This is a genomic window from Nonomuraea sp. NPDC049269 (genome assembly GCF_043197155.1).
Classification (GTDB): domain Bacteria; phylum Actinomycetota; class Actinomycetes; order Streptosporangiales; family Streptosporangiaceae; genus Nonomuraea.
Genome location: NZ_JBICSO010000007.1, coordinates 749,585 through 767,699, shown reverse-complemented (window position 1 = coordinate 767,699; position 18,115 = coordinate 749,585). Strand labels below are relative to the sequence as shown.

General features: G+C 69.0%; 18 protein-coding genes. 5 read left to right on the top strand and 13 right to left on the bottom strand.

Translation table 11 applies throughout. The features are described 5' to 3' along the window. Positions 1 to 229 precede the first annotated feature (229 nt). The 10 genes from ACGFNP_RS39110 to ACGFNP_RS39065 form a co-directional block, all read right to left on the bottom strand. Positions 230 to 1,192, bottom strand: a complete 963-nt coding sequence (locus ACGFNP_RS39110) for an ABC transporter permease (protein WP_358336223.1) — start codon at positions 1,190 to 1,192, stop codon at positions 230 to 232. Next, entirely contained in the window at positions 1,192 to 2,160 is a 969-nt protein-coding gene (locus ACGFNP_RS39105) for an ABC transporter permease (protein WP_358336226.1), read from the bottom strand. The genes ACGFNP_RS39110 and ACGFNP_RS39105 overlap by 1 nt, the downstream gene beginning before the upstream one ends. Further along, a complete protein-coding gene (locus ACGFNP_RS39100; RefSeq protein WP_393327431.1) occupies positions 2,157 to 3,155 on the bottom strand; it encodes an ABC transporter ATP-binding protein in 999 nt (332 codons plus the stop codon). Before ACGFNP_RS39100 ends, ACGFNP_RS39105 begins: the two co-directional genes overlap by 4 nt. Beyond that, a complete protein-coding gene (locus ACGFNP_RS39095; RefSeq protein WP_393327428.1) occupies positions 3,155 to 4,177 on the bottom strand; it encodes an ABC transporter ATP-binding protein in 1,023 nt (340 codons plus the stop codon). The genes ACGFNP_RS39100 and ACGFNP_RS39095 overlap by 1 nt, the downstream gene beginning before the upstream one ends. Positions 4,178 to 4,224: 47 nt before the next feature. Beyond that, positions 4,225 to 6,051 carry an ABC transporter substrate-binding protein gene (locus tag ACGFNP_RS39090; RefSeq protein WP_393327425.1) on the bottom strand — a complete coding sequence of 609 codons (1,827 nt, stop codon included), beginning with the start codon at positions 6,049 to 6,051 and terminating at the stop codon, positions 4,225 to 4,227. Between the two features lie 222 nt (positions 6,052 to 6,273). Beyond that, complete coding sequence (locus ACGFNP_RS39085; RefSeq protein WP_393327422.1) at positions 6,274 to 8,100, bottom strand: prolyl oligopeptidase family serine peptidase; 1,827 nt, start codon at positions 8,098 to 8,100, stop codon at positions 6,274 to 6,276. A 143-nt stretch (positions 8,101 to 8,243) separates the two neighbouring features. Next, positions 8,244 to 9,143 carry an amino acid ABC transporter permease gene (locus ACGFNP_RS39080; protein ID WP_393327419.1) on the bottom strand — a complete coding sequence of 300 codons (900 nt, stop codon included), beginning with the start codon at positions 9,141 to 9,143 and terminating at the stop codon, positions 8,244 to 8,246. Beyond that, complete coding sequence (locus ACGFNP_RS39075; RefSeq protein ID WP_358336241.1) at positions 9,140 to 9,811, bottom strand: amino acid ABC transporter permease; 672 nt, start codon at positions 9,809 to 9,811, stop codon at positions 9,140 to 9,142. Before ACGFNP_RS39075 ends, ACGFNP_RS39080 begins: the two co-directional genes overlap by 4 nt. A 61-nt stretch (positions 9,812 to 9,872) precedes the next feature. After that, the gene (locus ACGFNP_RS39070; RefSeq protein WP_358336244.1) at positions 9,873 to 10,724 is read right to left on the bottom strand and encodes a glutamate ABC transporter substrate-binding protein; all 852 of its coding nucleotides are present in this window, start codon (positions 10,722 to 10,724) and stop codon (positions 9,873 to 9,875) included. A gap of 41 nt (positions 10,725 to 10,765) precedes the next feature. Beyond that, positions 10,766 to 11,521, bottom strand: coding sequence for an amino acid ABC transporter ATP-binding protein (locus ACGFNP_RS39065; protein WP_219527635.1), 756 nt, complete (start codon positions 11,519 to 11,521; stop codon positions 10,766 to 10,768). Positions 11,522 to 11,655: 134 nt separating this feature from the next. On the opposite strand from ACGFNP_RS39065, the gene miaB reads away from it, so the two are divergent. After that, positions 11,656 to 13,143 carry a tRNA (N6-isopentenyl adenosine(37)-C2)-methylthiotransferase MiaB gene (miaB, locus tag ACGFNP_RS39060; protein WP_393327414.1) on the top strand — a complete coding sequence of 496 codons (1,488 nt, stop codon included), beginning with the start codon at positions 11,656 to 11,658 and terminating at the stop codon, positions 13,141 to 13,143. A gap of 92 nt (positions 13,144 to 13,235) precedes the next feature. Here miaB and ACGFNP_RS39055 read toward each other — a convergent pair whose 3' ends face one another. Beyond that, a complete protein-coding gene (locus ACGFNP_RS39055) occupies positions 13,236 to 13,829 on the bottom strand; it encodes a hypothetical protein (protein ID WP_393327411.1) in 594 nt (197 codons plus the stop codon). A 195-nt stretch (positions 13,830 to 14,024) separates the two neighbouring features. Here ACGFNP_RS39055 and ACGFNP_RS39050 point away from each other — a divergent pair, with 195 nt between their 5' ends. Together ACGFNP_RS39050 and ACGFNP_RS39045 are read left to right on the top strand one after the other, a co-directional pair. Beyond that, on the top strand, positions 14,025 to 14,561 hold the full coding sequence (locus ACGFNP_RS39050; protein WP_393327408.1) for a hypothetical protein: 537 nt from the start codon (positions 14,025 to 14,027) through the stop codon (positions 14,559 to 14,561). Between the two features lie 73 nt (positions 14,562 to 14,634). Continuing rightward, the gene (locus ACGFNP_RS39045; RefSeq protein WP_393327406.1) at positions 14,635 to 15,378 is read left to right on the top strand and encodes an isocitrate lyase/phosphoenolpyruvate mutase family protein; all 744 of its coding nucleotides are present in this window, start codon (positions 14,635 to 14,637) and stop codon (positions 15,376 to 15,378) included. A 21-nt stretch (positions 15,379 to 15,399) separates the two neighbouring features. Here ACGFNP_RS39045 and ACGFNP_RS39040 read toward each other — a convergent pair whose 3' ends face one another. Beyond that, a complete protein-coding gene (locus tag ACGFNP_RS39040) occupies positions 15,400 to 16,266 on the bottom strand; it encodes a hypothetical protein (RefSeq protein ID WP_393327403.1) in 867 nt (288 codons plus the stop codon). A 45-nt stretch (positions 16,267 to 16,311) separates the two neighbouring features. Next, on the bottom strand, positions 16,312 to 16,710 hold the full coding sequence (locus ACGFNP_RS39035) for a VOC family protein (RefSeq protein WP_358336261.1): 399 nt from the start codon (positions 16,708 to 16,710) through the stop codon (positions 16,312 to 16,314). A gap of 63 nt (positions 16,711 to 16,773) precedes the next feature. Here ACGFNP_RS39035 and ACGFNP_RS39030 point away from each other — a divergent pair, with 63 nt between their 5' ends. Next, positions 16,774 to 17,199, top strand: coding sequence for a MarR family winged helix-turn-helix transcriptional regulator (locus ACGFNP_RS39030; RefSeq protein ID WP_393327401.1), 426 nt, complete (start codon positions 16,774 to 16,776; stop codon positions 17,197 to 17,199). A gap of 42 nt (positions 17,200 to 17,241) precedes the next feature. Beyond that, entirely contained in the window at positions 17,242 to 18,114 is an 873-nt protein-coding gene (locus tag ACGFNP_RS39025; RefSeq protein WP_393327399.1) for an LLM class flavin-dependent oxidoreductase, read from the top strand. Position 18,115: the final 1 nt, after the last annotated feature.

Below are 18,115 nucleotides of genomic sequence, written 5' to 3'. Positions count from 1 at the left end.
CTGTACGGCTGAGCACGGTGGGCGCCACCCGCCGTATGGGGCTGAGGTCTGTCCAGGGGCACGCTCCTCCGGTGTACGGGGCTGGGCGGCCGTGACGTGCGTCTTCTTGGCCCCGGTCCGTGGATGTTGCTGGGCGATGGGCAAAGAGGGCGGTGTGGCCGGGGCGGGAGGGAGGTTCCGCCCCAGCCACACCCGCCCCGGCCCGACCCACACCCCCACTGTGCGGGTGTCAGGCCAGGCGGATGCGGGGGTCCAGGAGGCCGTAGGCGATGTCCACCAGGAGGTTGGCCAGGACGACGGCGGTGGTGGCGAGGACGACGACGCCCATGATGACCGGCAGGTCGCCGCTGACGAACGCCTGCACCACCGCCTGCCCGATGCCGCCGAGCCCGAAGACCGACTCCGTCACCACCACCCCGCCGATCAGCGTGCCCACGTCGACGCCGAGTTGCGTCACCACCGGCGTCAGGGCGGCGCGTAGGCCGTGACGGTAGATGACCTGGCCTTCGGGGACACCCTTGGCGCGGGCCGTGCGGATGTAGTCCTCGCCGAGGGTGTCCAGCATCGACCCGCGCGTCAGCCGTACGTAGGAGGCGGCCTGGACCATGGCGAGGGTGATCCAGGGCAGGATCAGGTGGCGGGCCCATTCGCCGGGGCTGTCGGTGAACGACACGTACGAGTCCGGCGGCAGCAGCGGCGCCCCGGCCATGGTGAGCTGGAAGAACAGGAAGTACAGCAGCAGCAGGCCGACCACGAACGTGGGCATGGACACGGCGGCCAGGGCCAGGAACGTCACGACGCGGTCCAGGAGGGAGCGCGCCCGGGTGGCGCTGAGGACTCCGGCGCCGACGCCGATGACGACCCAGAGGATCGCGCCGCCGATCACGAGCGAGGCCGTCGGCGGGAAGTCCTCGGAGAGGATCTTGCCGATGGATTCGCCGGAGAAGTACGACTGGCCCAGGTCGCCGTGGATGAGGCGGTTCAGGTAGTCGAGGTACTGGACGAGGGTCGGGCGGTCCAGGCCGAGATTGTGGCGGATGAGTTCCACCTGCTCGGGCGTGGCCTGGCGACCGGCCAGCGTCCTGGCGGGATCGCTGGGGGCGACGAAGAACAGCAGGAAGGTGCCCAGCGTGACGAGCCACAGGACGAGCACGCCGAGCAGCGCTCGCCGGAGCAGGAATCTGCGGAGCATCAGGCCCCCTTACGGGGAGAGCGGGAACGACGGCGACGGCGGCTGAACAGGCGTTCCGTGCGCGGGTCGATGGCGTCCCTGATGCCGTCGCCGACCAGGTTGAAGGCGAGCGTGGTGAGCAGCAGGGTGGCCGCGGGGAAGCCCAGGTACCAGTAGGCGACCCGGTAGAAGCCCTGCGCCTCGCTGAGCAGGTTGCCCCACGAGGGGGTGGGCGGCACGATGCCGAGCCCCAGATACGACAGCGTCGACTCGAAGACGATGGCCGCCGGCACGAGGAGTGTGGTCAGGACGATGACCGGAGCGAGCAGGTTCGGCAGGATGTCGACGAACATGATCCGCAGGTCACCGCAGCCGATGGACCGGGCGGCCTCGACGTACTCGCGTTCCTTCAGCGAGAGCGTCTGGCCGCGCACGACCCGCGCGATGGCCGCCCACGAGTAGAAGGCGATCACCCCGATCGTCGCGGTCAGCGACGGCCCGGCGATCGACACCACCGCGATGGCGAAGATCAGGTACGGGAACGACAGCACCACGTCCATGAGCCGGGACAGCACGGTGTCGATGAGGCCGCCGTAGTAGCCGGCCAGCAGGCCGACGACGACGCCCACCAGCGCCGCCAGCCCGGTGGCGACCACGCCGACCAGCAGCGAGACCCGCGCGCCGTACAGGACCCTGATGAACAGGTCGCGCCCGAGGCGGTCGGTGCCGAACCAGAACGTGCCGTTCGGCGCGATCGGCAGCCCCTGGGCGGTGATGCCGGTGTCGCGAAACTGCTCGTCCGGGTCGTGGCCGTTCCACGCGGCGATGAGCGGGGCCGCCAGCGCCAGCGCGCAGAGCAGGACCACGGTCAGGCCGGAGACCAGCGCGACCTTGTCGGTCCTGATCCTGGCCCAGGCGAGCTGCCACGGGCTGCGGCCGGCGATCGTCCGGTCGGTGACCGCGTCGGGCCGGATCTCCGTCAGCGTCATGCGGTCCTCCCGACGGTCAGGTCCTCGCCCGCCTCGACGGGGAAGTGGCAGGCCACCAGGTGGTCCCGGGGCACCAGAAGGGGTTCCTCCAGCGAGCAGTGGTCCCGCGCCTTCGGGCAGCGGGGATGGAAGCGGCAGCCGGACGGGGGGTCGATCGGTGAGGGGACGTCGCCCGTGAGGATGATGCGCCGCCGCCGCTCGGCCTCGTCCGGGTCGGCCACCGCCGTGGCGGAAAGGAGGGCGTTCGTGTACGGATGTCTGGGATGTTCGTGCAGCTCGTCGGCCCCCGCGAGTTCGACGACCTTACCCAGGTACATGACCGCGATCCGGTCGCTGATGTGCCGCACCACCGACAGGTCGTGCGCGATGAACAGGTACGTCAGCCCGAAGTCGTCCTGGAGGTCCTTCAGCAGGTTGAGGATCTGCGCCTGGATGGAGACGTCCAGCGCCGACACCGGCTCGTCGCAGATGATCAGCCGGGGTCGCAGCGCGAGCGCCCTGGCCACCCCGATCCGCTGCCGCTGCCCGCCGGAGAACTCCGCCGGGAACCGGTTGTAGTGCTCGGGATTGAGCCCCACCCGTTCCATCAGCTCCTGCACGGTCTGGCGGAGCTCGGCGCCGCTGCTCACCCGGTGGACCACGAGCGGGTCGGCGATGATCGAGCCGACGCGCCTGCGCGGGTTCAGCGAGCCGTAGGGGTCCTGGAAGATGACCTGGATGTCGCGCCGGTAGGCCCGCATCCTGGCTCTGGGCAGGTTCGTGATGTCGTCGCCGTCGAAGCGGACCCGGCCCGAGGTGACGGGGTGCAGGCCCGCGACGCATCGGGCGAGGGTCGACTTGCCGCAGCCGGTCTCGCCGACCAGCCCGAGCGTCTCGCCCGGCGACAGGTCGAAGCTCACCCCGTCGACGGCCCGTACGTGCCCGACCGTCTGCTTGACCAGCATGCCGGTGGTGATGGGGAAGTGTTTGACGACGTTCTCGACTTCGAGGAGCATCAGGCCTCCTTCGCTCGCAGCCGCAGCGCGTTGGCCTCCGGGCCGAGCCCGACCGCCTCGTGGGGCAGCCAGCAGGCCGAGGCGTGCCCGCCGCCGCCCGTGACTGTGGCCAGGGGTGGCCGCTCGGCCGCGCAGACCGGCATGGCGTACGGGCAGCGCGGGTGGAAGGCACAGCCCGAGGGGATGTCGATCAGCGACGGCGGAGAGCCGGGGATGGGCCGCAGTCGCCCGCCGCGGGCCCCCGTGCTGCCCGGGATCGACTCCAGCAGACCCTTGGTGTAGGGGTGGTGGGGGCGGTAATAGAGGGTGCGGCGGTCGGCCCGCTCCGCCACCAGCCCCGCGTACATGACCAGCACCTCGTCGGCGATGCCCGCCACGACGCCGAGGTCGTGCGTGATGAGGATGAGCGCGATGTCGAACTCGGCCTGGACCCGGCCGATGAGTTCGAGGATCTGCGCCTGGACGGTCGCGTCGAGCGCGGTGGTCGGCTCGTCGGCGACGATGAGTTTCGGGTTCAGCGCCAGCGACATGGCGATCATCGCCCGCTGCCGCATGCCGCCGGAGAACTGGTGCGGGTAGTCGTCCACCCGCCGGTCCGGCCGGGGGATGCCGACCAGGCCGAGCAGCTCGATCGCGCGCTTGCGGGCCTCGGCGCGGCCGGTGCCGGGCTGATGGACCCGGAACAGCTCTTCGATCTGCCAGCCGACCTTGTAGAGCGGGTGCAGGCTGGTCAGCGGGTCCTGGAAGACGACGCTGATCTCCGCCCCGCGGATGCGGCGCAGCTGCTCGCGGTCGAGCTGGAGCAGGTCCACGCCTTCGAACAGGGCGGTGCCGGAGATGTCGGCCCCGGGGGAGAGGCCCAGGATGGCCTGGGTGCTCACGGTCTTGCCACTCCCGGACTCGCCGACGATCGCCAGCGTCCGGCCGCGGTCGACGGTGAACGACAGTCCCCGTACCGCCTGTACCAGGCCGTCGGAGGTGGGGAAGGTCACCTTCAGGTCGGTCACCTCTAGCAGGCTCATGTTTCTCCCTCACAGCGCCCCGCGGACTCCCGCGGGGCGCCGCACCGTCATGGCGAGTTGGGGTCAAGCCAGAGGTTGGTGATGTCGTAGAGCTGGAAGGCGGGCAGGTACAGCGCGTTCTTCACCCGCTTGCTCTTGTAGATCGGCGTGTTCTGGTTGTTGAACGGCACGATCACCGCGTCGCCCATCACCGTCTCGTCGACCTGGTGCCAGAGTCCGGCCGCCTTGGTCGCGTCGGGCTCGGCCAGCGCCTGCTTGATGAGGTCGTCCACCTTGGGGTTGCTGTAGCAGCCGTAGTTGCTCGTGCCCGCGGCGCAGTTGGTCTGGAACAGCGGCTGGGAGACGGCGCGACCGTTGTTGCCGTACCAGTCGGGCACCCAGCCGGGCGCCGAGATGTCCCACTTGCTGTCCTTGGCGATCGTCGGGTTCTGCAGGAACGCGCCGTAGTAGTCGCCCTGCCGTACGGGCAGGCCCTTGACGTTGATCCCGCACTGCTTCAGGTCGGCCGAATAGGACTGGAAGTTGGCCGGGTGGTTGCCCGCGTTGCGGAACGCGCCGATGAGCGTCAATCCGTTCGGGTAGCCCGCCTCGGTGAGCAGCTGCTTGCACTTGGCCGGGTCGCCCTGGTCTCCGGGTGTCGGGTATGGGTTGTACTCCTGGTAGCCGATGTTGCCCGGTGGGATGGCCGTGTGCAGCGGGGTCGCCACGTCGGAACCGCCGTAGATCTTGGCGATGGCCACCTTGTTGATGGCGTACTCGATGGCCTGGCGCACCTTGACCTTGCCCATGGCGCCGCTCTCGTTCTTGCTCTGCAGGTTGAACACGAGATACGGGTTCGTCACGGCGCCCGGGAAGATCTTGAAGTCGGGGTCGCCGCTCTTCAGCCGGGGGATCTGGGCGGTCGGCACCGGCAGGTCCCAGGACAGGTCCGCGCTGCCCGCCTCGAGCTGCTGCTGCACCGCGTCGGGCTCGGTGACGCCCATCTTGACCTCGACGGTGTTGACGTACTGGTGCCTGATCGGGTCGGCCGCCTGCGTCCAGGCGGGGTTCTTCTCCAGCTTGATCGACTTGGTCGCCACATACTGGGTGATCTTGTACGGGCCGTCGGAGATCACGTGCTGGCGGAAGGTGGCGTCGTCCGGTACGTATTGGTCGTACTCCTGGGGGGCGGCCGAGGAGAAGTTCAGCGTCAGGATGTTGAGGAAGTCGGCCGCCGGCTGGACCAGCGTGAACACGACCGTCTTGTCATCCTTGGCGCGGACCCCGGCGATGTCGTGCGAGTTCTGGAAGGCCGCCAGCGCCGCCGCCGTGGGCTTGGCCTTCTCGAACGCCTTGGCATAGGCCGCGCAGTAGGCGGCCATGCCCTTGATCGTGCTGGTGTAGTAGCCGGGCGCGCCCGCTCCGGCCACCGGGTTGCAGATCCGCTTGAAGCCGCGGACGAAGTCGCCCGCGGTCACCGCCCGCGGCGGCTGGGTGTCCCACTGGACGCCGTCCCGCAGCTTGATCGTGTAGGTGAGGTTGTCGGCGCTGAGGCCGCCGTTCGCGGTCGTCGGCAGCTCGGCGGCGACGTCGGGGACGACGGCGAAGCCCTTGGTGGTCTCGGCCTCCTTGGCCACGCCGTTCAGGTTGAACAGCTGGCGCGCGTAACCGCGCAGGATGCCGTTGGTGACCGTGTAGTAGGCGCTGGTGGGATCGAGGTGGTCGACGTCGCCGCCGCCCACCAGCCGGAGCGTGCCGCCCGATAACGGATTGCCGGGCTTCTGGGCGGCTGTCGGGGGCGCGGAACCGTTCGTACCGGTGTCCGTGGCGCATGCGGCGGCGAGCAGACTTGCCGCCGCCACCACGGCAATGCTGAGATAGCGCAAGCTGGCCATCTGGCCCTCCCTCGTGCCGAGATGGGATGTGTGGCTGGCCAGTGGGGTGCGCTTCGTGGCCGCGACGCGCACCCCACGTTCGCTCTTTCACGGTGCTCTTTCGAGCAACCCACTTTGGAGGGCCCGGTGTCGAGGACGGTTATTCAACCGTTGGCGAGTAGCGACCGCCGAGTGATGCCGGTTCTGTCAAGGAACCGTGAGAGATGACGACGAGAGCGAGATTCAGCTGAAAACCTGCTGGTAGAACGCCAGTTCCGCGGCCAGCGCGGTGGCCCGCGTCTCGGTGCGCCGGAAACCATGTGACTCGCCCTCGAACGCCAGATACGTGCACGAGACACCGCGCTCGGCCAGCGCGTCGGCGAAGGCCGCCGACTGCTCGGGCGGCACCGCGGGATCGTCGAGACCCTGGAGCAGCAGCATCGGGCAGGACACGCCGCCGACCAGCGCCAGTGGCTCGCGCTCGGCGTACAGCCGTGGGTCCTCCGGGCCGACCAGCCACTCCACGTAACGCGACTCGAAATCGTGCGTGTGGGCGTTGAGCGGGGCCAGCGCGCTGACGCCGTAGTAGGACACACCCCCCGCGAACACGTCAGAGCGGCAGCAGGCCGCCATCACGGTCCAGCCGCCCGCGCTGCGGCCGCGTACCGCGATGCGCCCGGGGTCGGCCAGCCCCTCGGCCGCCAGCCATTCGGCGGCCATGATCGTGTCCTCGACGTCGACGACGCCCCACTGCCCCTTCAGCCGATCGCGATAGGCCCGGCCGTAGCCGGTGGACCCGCCGTAGTTGACGTCGAGCACGCCGATGCCGCGCGAGGTGAGGTACGCCTTCTCCAGGTCGAGCGCCGTGTCCGCGTGGGCCGTCGGGCCGCCGTGCACGAAGACCACGTACGGCGGAGCGTCCTCCGAGTCCTCGGCGGCCGGGTTGGACGGCGGGTAGAGGAAACCATGCACCCGGCGCCCCACCTCCACCGGTCGTGGCGTCGGCAGGCAGGCGAGGTCGGGCAGCTCCTCGATGTCGAGTCTGAGCTCCTCGGCCTGGCCGGTCACGGTGTCGACGCGCAGCACCGACTTCGGCACCGCGGCGCCGTACGCGATGCCGGTCACGGAGGTGCCGTCGGCGGTCAGCGCCGGATCCCACCCCCCACATGGCAGGTCGAGGTCGGCGAGTTCGCCCGTCTCGGGGTCGAGCACCCCGAGCCGCAGGTCGCCGCGCCCGTGCAGCACCGCGAGCCGGCCGTCGCCGAGCACGAGGTAGGGCAGGCCGCCCAGCGTCCACGGCGGCCAGGCGAACTCCTCCTCCAGGGGATGGAGCGGCTGGGGCGAGGCGTCGTGCAGGCCGGTCTGGTAGAGGTTCCACCAGCCGGAGTGGTCGGAGATCAGGTAGAGGTGCTCGTCGTCCTTCCAGCTGGGAGCCAGCACGGACTCGGACGGGCCGCCCCGCACGGTCCACGCGGCACCGTCGGACAGGCGGGTGACGCGGAGCTCGGTGCCGATCCACGGCATGAGCGGATGGTTCCAGGTGATGTAAGCGAGATGCCGCCCGTCAGGGGAGAGGGTGGGGGAGGCGTAGAAGTCGCCGCCGGTGACCCATTCGCGGGTCTCGCCACCGTCGACCAGCACGGAGACGACGGCCCTGGTGACCTTCCCGTCGTCGGTGTGCCGTTCGCGTACGCACCAGATCTGGCCGTCGCGGATCAGCAGGTCGGCGTAGCGGTCGCCGTCGGGAGTGAGCGGGACGGGCTCGCCTGCGCGCTGGTCAAGCAGGTAGAGGCGCTGGTCGGCGAAGCAGGCGAAGATCACGTCGCCTTCGGGGGTCACCGCGTAGGGGCGGCCTCCGTACTCGTGCACGCGGGTGCGGGCGCTCCACGGTGCGGGCAGCAGCTCGCGGCAGGTGCCGTCGGCGGCGCGATGCATGATCGTGGTGCGTCCGACCTGGTCAGGGCGGTCCTCCGTCCACCACACCTGGCCGTCGAGCGCGGTCGGCCAGCCGAGCCGCCGGCCGGACCGGGCGACGTCGGTGGTCGAGATGGGGGAGCGCCAGAAGGGCATAGACGCATCCTGCCGGAAGATCGGCAAGAGTGCGGGGTGATCACCTCACTCCAGTGACCACCCCGCTCGATCACCGTAGCCCGGTGACCACCCCACTACCGCCACTCGTCCAACCGCGGTGACCGGCTTTGCTGACCTCAGCCCTAGGCCACTACGGCTCCGTCGGGAGTCGGCTGGCCTGACGGCAGGCCCGCCACCGCACCCGGCGGCTCGATCGGCCTGGCCGTGGTCTTGCGGCTGCGGCGGCTGCGCTTTTCCAGCCAGGTGGCGAACGCGCTGAGCGCCATGGCCATGACGATGTAGATGACGCCGATGACGATCGCCGACACCAGCTTCGTGCCGGGGTAGACCGACGGCAGGGTCTTGAAGCCCATGTTCAGGAGGTCGACGTAGACGATGAAGTAGCCCAGCGCGGTGTCCTTGAGCAGGACCACGAGCTGGCTGACCACCGCGGGCATCATCACCGTGAGGCCCTGCGGCAGCAGGATCAACCGCATCACGCCGCCCTTGCGCAGCCCGACCGCGTACGCCGCCTCCGACTGGCCCTTCGGGATCGAGTTGATGCCCGCCCTGACCACCTCGGCCAGCACCGACCCGTTGTAGAGGGTGAGCCCGAGCACGATCGCGAACAGCGCGTAGTCACCGCCGCCGAACAGGTCGGGCGACAGGAACCAGATGAAGAAGATCAGCAGGAGCAGCGGGATCGCCCGGAAGAGCTCCACGATCCAGGCGGCGGGAATCCTGATCCACCGGTGGTCGGAGAGCCTGGCGATGCCGAAGACCGCACCGAACAGCAGCGCGAAGACCGCGCCCAGCGCAGCGGCCGTGAGCGTGCCCACCAGTCCGGGCAGGATGAAGTCCACCCAGACGACCTGGGTGGTGAACGGCGCCCAGATCTTGCCCTCGAACTGGCCCTTCTCGTTGAACTTCAGCAGCACCCAGGCGAGGGCCGCCAGCAGGACCAGCGCGGAGACCCCGGTGATCAGGTGATTGCGCACCCGGCCGCGCGGGCCCGGTGTGTCGAAGAGGACGGACGAGCTCATCGGGCCACCGCCAATTTCCTGGCCAGTCGGCCGGTGTACCAGCCGATCGGCAGGATGAGTATCAGGAACGAGGCCACGATGCCGAGGAAGATGGGAATCGAGGTGCCGGTGGTGTCGAAGATCGTCCGCATGGTGTTGGAGGTTTCCACGGTGTAACCCGCAGCCGCCACCACGGTCGTGTTCTTGATCATGGCGATCAGGACGCTGCCCAGCGGGGCGATGACCGCCCTGAACGCCTGCGGGAAGATGACGAGCGTGATCGACTGGCTGAAGGTGAGCCCGATCGCGCGGGCCGCCTCCGCCTGTCCCATTGGCACCGTGTTGATGCCGGACCGCAGGGCCTCGCAGACGAACGCCGCGGTGTAGGCCGACATGCCCAGCACGGCCAGCCAGAACGAGTTCATCAGCGGGTCCTCGGTGGAGAAGATCAGGCCGAGGGTGTCGCTGAGCCCGAGGTAGCAGAAGGCGAGTACCAGTGTCAGCGGGGTGTTGCGCACCAGGTTGACATACATCGTGCCCGCGGCCCGCAGGACCGGGGTGGGTGAGACCCGCATGGCGGCCAGGATTGTGCCGACGATCAGCGAGAACACCGCGATGACCAACGAGAGCTTAATGTTGTTCAGGAACCCGACGGCCAGGTCAGGGCCGTACTGAATTAGTTCGTCCATCGTGCTCCACCAGTGAGAACGGCTGCGGCGGCCGGGTTACCGGCCGCCGCGAGGTTGAGGATCAGGCGCAACCCTCGGCCGGTGGGGCCTCCTTGGGCAGCTCCAGGCCGGTCTTGCCGTACCACTTCGTGAGGAGCTGGGTGGCCGTGCCGTCCTGCCACATCTTGGCGACGGCCTTGTTGACGGCCTCGCAGGTCGTCTTGTCGCCCTTCTTCAGGCCGATGCCGTACTTCTCGTCCGTGAACGGGTCGTTGAGCAGCTTGTACTTGCCCGGGTCCTGGCTGGCGAAGCCGGCGAGGATCAGGTTGTCGGTGGTGACCGCGTCGAGGTTGCCACCGCTGAGCTTCTGCACGCACTCGGAGTAGTTGCTGGCTCCGACGAGCTTGGCGGGCAGGTTGAGCTTGCCGTCCGGCGGCGGGTCGGTGATCCGCTTGTAGGAGTTGGAGCCCTGCGCCTGGCAGATCCTCTTGTCCTTCAGGTCCGTCGCCTTGGTGATGTCCGCGGCGTCCGCGCGGACCATGGTGTCCTGGTGGACGATGACGTACGGACCGCCGAAGGTGACCTTCGGCTTGCGCGCGTCGGTGATGGAGTATGTGGCGAAGATGATGTCCACGGTGCCGTTGGCGAGCAGCGCCTCGCGGTTGGACGAGGGCGACTCCTTCCACGTGATCTTCACATCCTGGCCGCCGGCCAGCTCCTTCACGATGTACTTGGCGACATCGACGTCGAAGCCCTCAGGATCGCCGCCACCCTTTTTCAGACCCAGGCTGGGCTGGTCCCATTTGGTGCCGACGGTGATTTCCTTGGCACCCTTGAGCTTGTCCATGACGTTGGTGTAGCTGTCTCCACCGCCACACGCGGCAAGACCGGCCGCCATGGCCGTGACGGCGAGCACGGCCCCAGTTCGACGCATCTGCATAGTGGTTACCTCAATCTTCCTGCTGCGGACTGGGATCAATGCGTGAGGATCTTCGAGAGGAAGTCCTTGGCCCGGTCTGTCTGGGCGTTGGTGAAGAACTCGTCGGGGGTGTTCTCTTCGACGATCTGACCGTCGGCCATGAACACCACCCGGTTCGCGGCCCTTCGGGCGAACCCCATCTCGTGTGTGACGACCATCATCGTCATGCCGTCGCGAGCGAGCCCGATCATCACGTCGAGCACCTCCTGGACCATCTCCGGGTCCAGCGCCGACGTCGGCTCGTCGAAGAGGATCATCTTCGGGTCCATGGCCAATGCCCTGGCGATCGCGACTCGCTGCTGCTGGCCGCCGGAGAGCTGCGCCGGGTACTTGTCCGCCTGCGCGGCGATGCCCACCCGTTCGAGCAGCTCCATGGCGCGCGTGTCCGCGGCGTCACGGGCCTTCTTGCGCACCTTGATCGGTCCCAGTGTGACGTTCTCGCGAATCGTCTTGTGGGCGAACAGGTTGAACGACTGGAAGACCATGCCCACTTCGGAGCGGAGCTTGGCCAGTGCCTTGCCCTCTTCGGGCAACGGCTGACCGTCGAAGATGATCTGCCCGCCGTCGATGGTCTCCAGCCGGTTGACGGCCCGGCACAGGGTGGACTTGCCACCACCCGAAGGGCCGATCACGACCAGGACCTCGCCACGGGAAACGGTCAGGTTGATGTCCTTCAGGACGTGCAATGCCCCGAAGTGCTTGTTGACGTGCTCCAACTTCACCAGTGGAGTGACGTCCCCGTTCTCCGTCATGGTCAAAACCTAGGGGTCGATAGGACGCTGGTCACTAACCGAGCGGTACCGATCCGATCACATCGTGCCGTCAAGCTGGTGTTTTAAATCCTACGACCGTCGCAAGCCGGACAAGGACTACCCTTGGACGTGCGATGACTGTGACCCAGGAGAGCGCCCGCACCTATGAAGTGCGCACATACGGGTGCCAGATGAATGTGCACGATTCCGAGCGCCTTTCCGGTCTGCTGGAGGACGCCGGTTATGTGGCCGCGGCCGACGGCGAGACCGCCGACGTTGTGGTGTTCAACACGTGCGCCGTGCGCGAGAACGCCGACAACCGCCTCTACGGCAACCTCGGCCACCTACGACCGGCCAAGGTGAGCAACCCCCGCATGCAGATCGCCGTGGGCGGCTGCCTGGCGCAGAAGGACCAGGGCGAGATCGTCCGCAAGGCGCCGTGGGTCGACGTGGTGTTCGGCACCCACAACCTCGGGGCGCTGCCGGTGCTGCTGGAGCGGGCCCGCATCCAGGGCGAGGCGCAGGTCGAGCTCAAGGAGTCGCTCGAGGTCTTCCCCTCGACGCTGCCCACCAAGCGCGAGTCCGCTTATGCCGCCTGGGTCGCGATCTCGGTCGGCTGCAACAACACCTGTACGTTCTGCATCGTGCCGTCGCTGCGGGGCAAGGAGAAGGACCGGCGGCCCGGCGACGTTCTCGCCGAAGTCCAGACATTGGTGGATCAGGGCGTTCTTGAGGTCACGCTGCTCGGCCAGAACGTCAACACCTACGGCGTCGAGTTCGGCGACCGGCTGGCGTTCGGCAAGCTGCTGCGCGCCTGCGGCGACATCGACGGGCTGGAGCGGGTCCGCTTCACCTCGCCGCACCCGGCCGCCTTCACCGACGACGTGATCGCCGCCATGGCCGAGACGCCCAACGTCATGCACCAGCTCCACATGCCGCTGCAGTCGGGCTCCTCGCGCCTGCTGAAGGAGATGCGCCGCTCCTACCGGGCCGAACGCTACCTCGGCATCATCGAGCGGGTCCGCGCCGCCATGCCGGACGCGGCCATCTCCACCGACATCATCGTCGGCTTCCCCGGCGAGACGGAGGAGGACTTCCAGGCCACCCTCGACGTCGTCCGGCAGAGCCGCTTCGCCAACGCCTTCACCTTCCAGTACTCCATCCGGCCCGGCACGCCCGCGGCGACCATGGACGACCAGATCCCCAAGCAGGTCGTCCAGGAGCGTTACGAGCGCCTGGTCGCCCTCCAGGAGGAGATCTCCTGGGCGGAGAACCGCAAGCAGGTGGGCCGGACGCTGGAGGTGCTGGTCGCCGAGGGCGAGGGCCGCAAGGACGACGCCACGCACCGGCTGTCCGGGCGCGCCGCCGACAACCGGCTGGTGCACTTCGCGGTCGGCGACCACGTGCCGCGGCCCGGTGACATGGTCACGGTCGAGGTCACGTACGCGGCTCCGCACCACCTGGTGGCCGACGGGCCGGTCTCCGTCCGCCGTACCCGGGCGGGCGACGCCTGGGAGGCGCGGCAGGGCGCCCCGGCTCCGGCCAAGGGCGTCTCGCTCGGCATGCCCACCATCGGGCGCCCGCCGTCCGTACCGACAGCCGGGGCGTGCTCCGCTTCTTAGCCCCCCTCGTCACGGGCCCCTTGTTACGGGGCCGCCCGTCACGGGGCGCCTTGTCAGAGGCCTGACTTGTCGCGGGGCTAACTGCCGAGAGGTCATCTGCCGAGGCGGTCGAGCAGTCGGTTGCAGTAGTCGCGGCGGAAGTCGAAGAAGGTCGCGCACGGGTTGGCCCCCAGGGGTTCCGGAGGCTCGTGTCTTTCGGTCTGCTCGCCGGGCGCGGTGGCCTGGGCCGCCGGTGCGTCCGGCAGGGTGTCCGTGGGTTTCTGCGGGGTCGGCAAGGGCCGGGGTGCCCGCGACCTCTCCGGCGGTCCGCTCGGCGTGGGGCTGTCCCGCCGCGGGGGCGGTGGCAGCGCTTCGCCCACTCCCGGGCTCGGTGAAGGCGCGGGCTGCGGGCGCGCCTCGATCACTTTGGGCGTCAGGCCCTTCTCGGGCGTCGGGCCGTTCTCCGGGGGCGGGCCGCCGTCGGGATCTGGGTCGTCGGCGTCGGCGTCATCGGTGTCGGCGGCGGCCTGGCTGTCGTCCGGGGGCGTAGCCGAAGTTAGAGGCGGAGGCGGGCTCGGGCTCGGCGAAGGAATGCTTGATAGATCAGAAAGCCCGCTTTCCTGATCATTTTCCGGGCCCTTTCTTGGCTCGGGACTTTGGGATCCCATGAGCGACAGGAAAACCCCGAGCGCGGCGACGACGATCACCCCGGCCACACCTGCCGCGGCTGCCAGGCGGTCACGACCACCTGGGCGAATAGCTTTATGCGGTGACAAGTCGTGATTCCTTTGTGATTGGTGCGCGAGCATTCGACTCCTGCGGCTAGTGTGGTCCATCACCCGCGGAAGCCGGCGAGCTTTCCCGATACGACCGCAGGGAGTCGCACCACCATGCAAGATCCGATGGAACCGGATCGCCAGGAGATCCTCACCGGGCCGGGCGATATGCCGAGAGCCGCCAGAAATGGCAGGTCCGGCACCAACAAGAAGACCGTCATCATCGCCGCGTCGGCCCTCGTCGCCGTGCTCGCGGCGGGCGGCATCGGCTTCGCGCTGGCGGGTGGCCCCGGCGGCCCCGCCCAGCCCGCGCCGTCCACCGGCCAAGCCGGGCAGGCGAGCCCCACTCAGACCGCCGCCGACGAGCTGCAGGATGAAGAGGCGTCCATGGGCGACGCCGAGACGGACGCCCCTGACGAAGGACTCTCGTCCGACGAACCCGCCGCCGACATGGGTGACGCGGCCACGGACCCGGAGACGAGCACGAATACGGACAAGGGGGCGGCGGGCACCGATTCACGCACCACGGCCACGCCTCCGGCCAAGAACGGCAAGAAGCCCACATCCTCGCCGACCAAGCCGGCGCAGGAGTCGGCGGGCGACAACCCGGCGGACGGCCCGGCGGGCGAGGTCATCGGGCAGTGCGCGAAGAGCGGTTGCTGACGGCCAAGTGGTTTGGTGGTTCCTCGTGGTATTGGCCCTTTGGCGGGAGCCACCCCCTTCCTAAGCTGGCCGTATGACCACAGACAAGGCCGCCCTGCTGCGGGCTCTCCACGTGCCCGGCAACCCGCTGGTGCTGCCCAACGCCTGGGACGCGGCGTCCGCGCGGGCCGTACAGGAGGCCGGGTTTCCGGTGATCGCCACCGGAAGCGCGGCCGTCTCCCAGGTGCTGGGCTACGAGGACGGCGAGGAGACCCCCGTCGCCGAGATGATGGCCGCCGTGGCCCGCATCACGCGCGTCGTGGACGTGCCCGTGACGGCGGACATCGAGCGCGGGTACGGCCTGAAGCCGGCCGAGCTGGTCGAACGCCTGCTCGCGGCCGGTGCCGTCGGCTGCAACCTGGAGGACTCCGACCCCCGTACCCATGTGCTCATGGACGTGGCGGCGCAGGCCGAGTTCCTGGCGGACGTGCGGGCCGCCGCCGGGCCGGGGCTCGTGATCAACGCCAGGGTGGACACCTATCTGTATGGCGACCGGACGCGGGAGGCGGCCGTGACGCGGGCACGGCGCTACCTGGAGGCCGGCGCCGACAGCGTGTACCCGATCGTCCTCGGTGACGCGGAGGAGATCCGGGCCCTGGTGAGCGAGGTCGGTGGCCCGGTGAACGTGCTGTTCAGGCCCGGTGTTCCGGATCTGGCCCGGCTGGCCGAGCTGGGCGTGGCCAGGGTCAGCTACGGGGGCGGGCTGCACCGGGCCGCGTACGAGTACGCTCGCGGCCTGATCCAAGCGATCGACGAGGGCCGCAGTCCGTACGAGTAACGACCGGGTCGAGGGGAAGCGTTACTCGGTCAGCTCGGTGCTGAGCTGGTCATCCTTCGCTGCCGCGGCAAGGTGGAAGTCCTTGCCGCATTCGAGGTCGTCGAGCGCCGCCTTGATCTCTCGGTTCAGAATGGCGCGCTTCTCGCCGTCCGTGAGGTGCGCCGGGATGTAGCCCGTGCCGGACTCCGGGTCGAAGTCGGGAACGCTCTTGTCTTCTTTCTTCGCGAGCTCGTGCAATTCCCTGGTGAACGTCGTGAACCCCCAGTCCCGCATGGCTATCGGGCTGTGCAAGGTGACCCGGTAGCCTTTGGCGGTCATGCAATCGGCCATGCCCGTAGCCAGTTCTGTGAGCCGGGCATCGCCGTTGAGCTCGCGCTTCCTGCGCGCGACGTACGCCTGTTCACGGAACCGGCTCCACTCATCAGCCGACTTCACGTCCTTGCCCGTGACCTGCTTGATCGCATCGATCTGACATTTTTCGAACTTGGTCCCGTACGAACGGCGCTGTGCGGGCGAGAGGGCCTTGACGAGGGCGACGTTCGGGTTCTTGGGCTCGTGCTCCTGTGCTCCGGTCTCGCCGGTCGGTGGGTAGACGAGCGTGGCGGACACTCCGAAGCCGTATTTGGCGCGGTACGCCTTCATGCCCTCGTAGTCGCGGGCGGAGGCCATTTTGGATTGCTCCGTCTCGGGCAGCTCAGGAGGGATCCACACTACGTATTTGAAGCCATTCGCTTTCATGCAATCGGCTTTGGCCAGCTCGATTCGCTGGTTCTCGCCAAGCCCCTGGCCGGCCGTGGCGGCCGATGGAGACGGCTGTGCGGTGCTGGCCGTCCCGCAACCGGAGACGATGACAGCGAGGGCCGCCAGCGCCAATGATCTCTTTGGCATGACCTGGGACCATAATTCGTTAAACGTAGTATTGTCAATCGTAGCTCAGTAGGACTGGAACTCCACCAGATTGCCCTCCGGGTCACGGACGTGCGCGGCTCGCAGGCCCCAGCCGGGCCGGTCCGCGGGCTCCGCGACCGACCGGCCACCGTGGGCCAGGCAGATCGCGTACGCCCGGTCGACGTCGGCCACCCGGCTGACGAGCATGACGTGGTCCTGTGCGACGGCGTTCGCCGGCAGGGCGCCCGTGCCCGCGATCTCGCTCATGAAGCCGCGGTCGAGCATCGACAGCACGCCCTCCGACCCCACGTCCCAGTGCGCGTAGGGGCCGTCCGGGCCGCCCTTCGCGAGGTTCGCCCCGAGCACCTCTGGCAGGACCGCGTCATAGAAGGCGAAGCACTCCGCGAACGCCGAAACCAGCAGTCGGGGATGTAGCACGTCCATCCGGAAATCTCCTGAAATAGTGGGTCGAGACCTATTATTGGGTCCGACCATACAATATCGAGGATGGAAACGCTGCCGCCGAGCCTGCTCGGACTCACCACGTACCTGCTGTCGAAGACCGGGAAGGCGGCCAGAGGCCGGCTGGCCGCGCGGCTGGCGGCAGACGGGCTGCGCATGTGGCACATGGCCGTGCTGGCGGCGTTGGCGGACTTCGGGCCGCACGCCCAGCGTGACCTGTCGGCCAGGCTCGGCATCGACCCGAGCGACGTGGTCAAGGTCCTGGACGAGCTCTCTGCGCCCGGCTTCGTCGACCGCGCCCGCGACCCCGCCGACCGCCGCAGGGTCACCGCCACCATCACCGCCGCCGGACGGCGCGAACTCACCCGCCTGACACAGGAAGCGCGAGCCATCCAGGACGAGCTCCTCGCCCCACTCGACGCCGCCGAACGCGACCAGCTCCACGACCTGCTCACCCGGATCCTGGTCTAGCTCCTGTTGTCCGTTCGGGGCGGAGCAGGTAGGACAGATCTCATGACTGCTCTCGGCGCCGTGTTCCGGCCTCAGCTCCCTCCCGAACGGATGCGCGGCGTGGCCCGCGCGGCGGAGGAGGCCGGGCTGGACGAACTCTGGCTCTGGGAGGACTGCTTCTCCCAGAGCGGCATCGCCAGCGCGGCCGCGGCCCTGGCCTGGACCGAACGGCTGCGCATCGGTGTCGGCCTGCTCCCGGTGCCCCTGCGGAACGTCGCCCTGACCGCGATGGAGGTGGCCACGCTGTACCGGCTGTTCCCGGGGCGGGTCGTCCTGGGTGTCGGTCACGGCGTTCAGGAGTGGATGGCCCAGGCGGGCGCGCGGGTGGACTCGCCCCTGACGCTGCTGCGCGAGCACCTCGCGGCGCTACGGGCGCTGCTGCGTGGCGAGCGGGTCACCGTGGACGGCCGTTACGTGCGGCTCGACGACGTCGCCCTCGACTGGCCGCCGGAGACGGCGCCACCGGTGCTCGCCGGTGCGATCGGGCCGCGGTCGCTGCGGCTGTCCGGCGAGGCCGCCGACGGCACCATCCTCGTCGCCGGAACCCCGCCCGACCAGGTACGACAGGCCCGAGGGCTGATCGACGAGGGGCGTGCGGCGGCCGGGCGCACCGACCATTGCGAGCTGATCGCCGGCCTCCACACGGCGATCGGCCCGGACAGTGCCGAACGTCTCAAGGCCGAACTCGAGCGCTGGGGCGACGCCGGCAAACCGGACGCCGGAGTCGCCGGGGACGCGGGCACGGTCGCCAAGGCCGTCCAGCGGCTGGCGGACGCCGGGGCCGACACCGTGGTGCTCCAGCCGACGGCCGACGAGCCCGATCTCGAAGGCTTCGTACGGTTCGTGGCCGAAGAAGTGCGCCCGCTGGTCCCCTGAC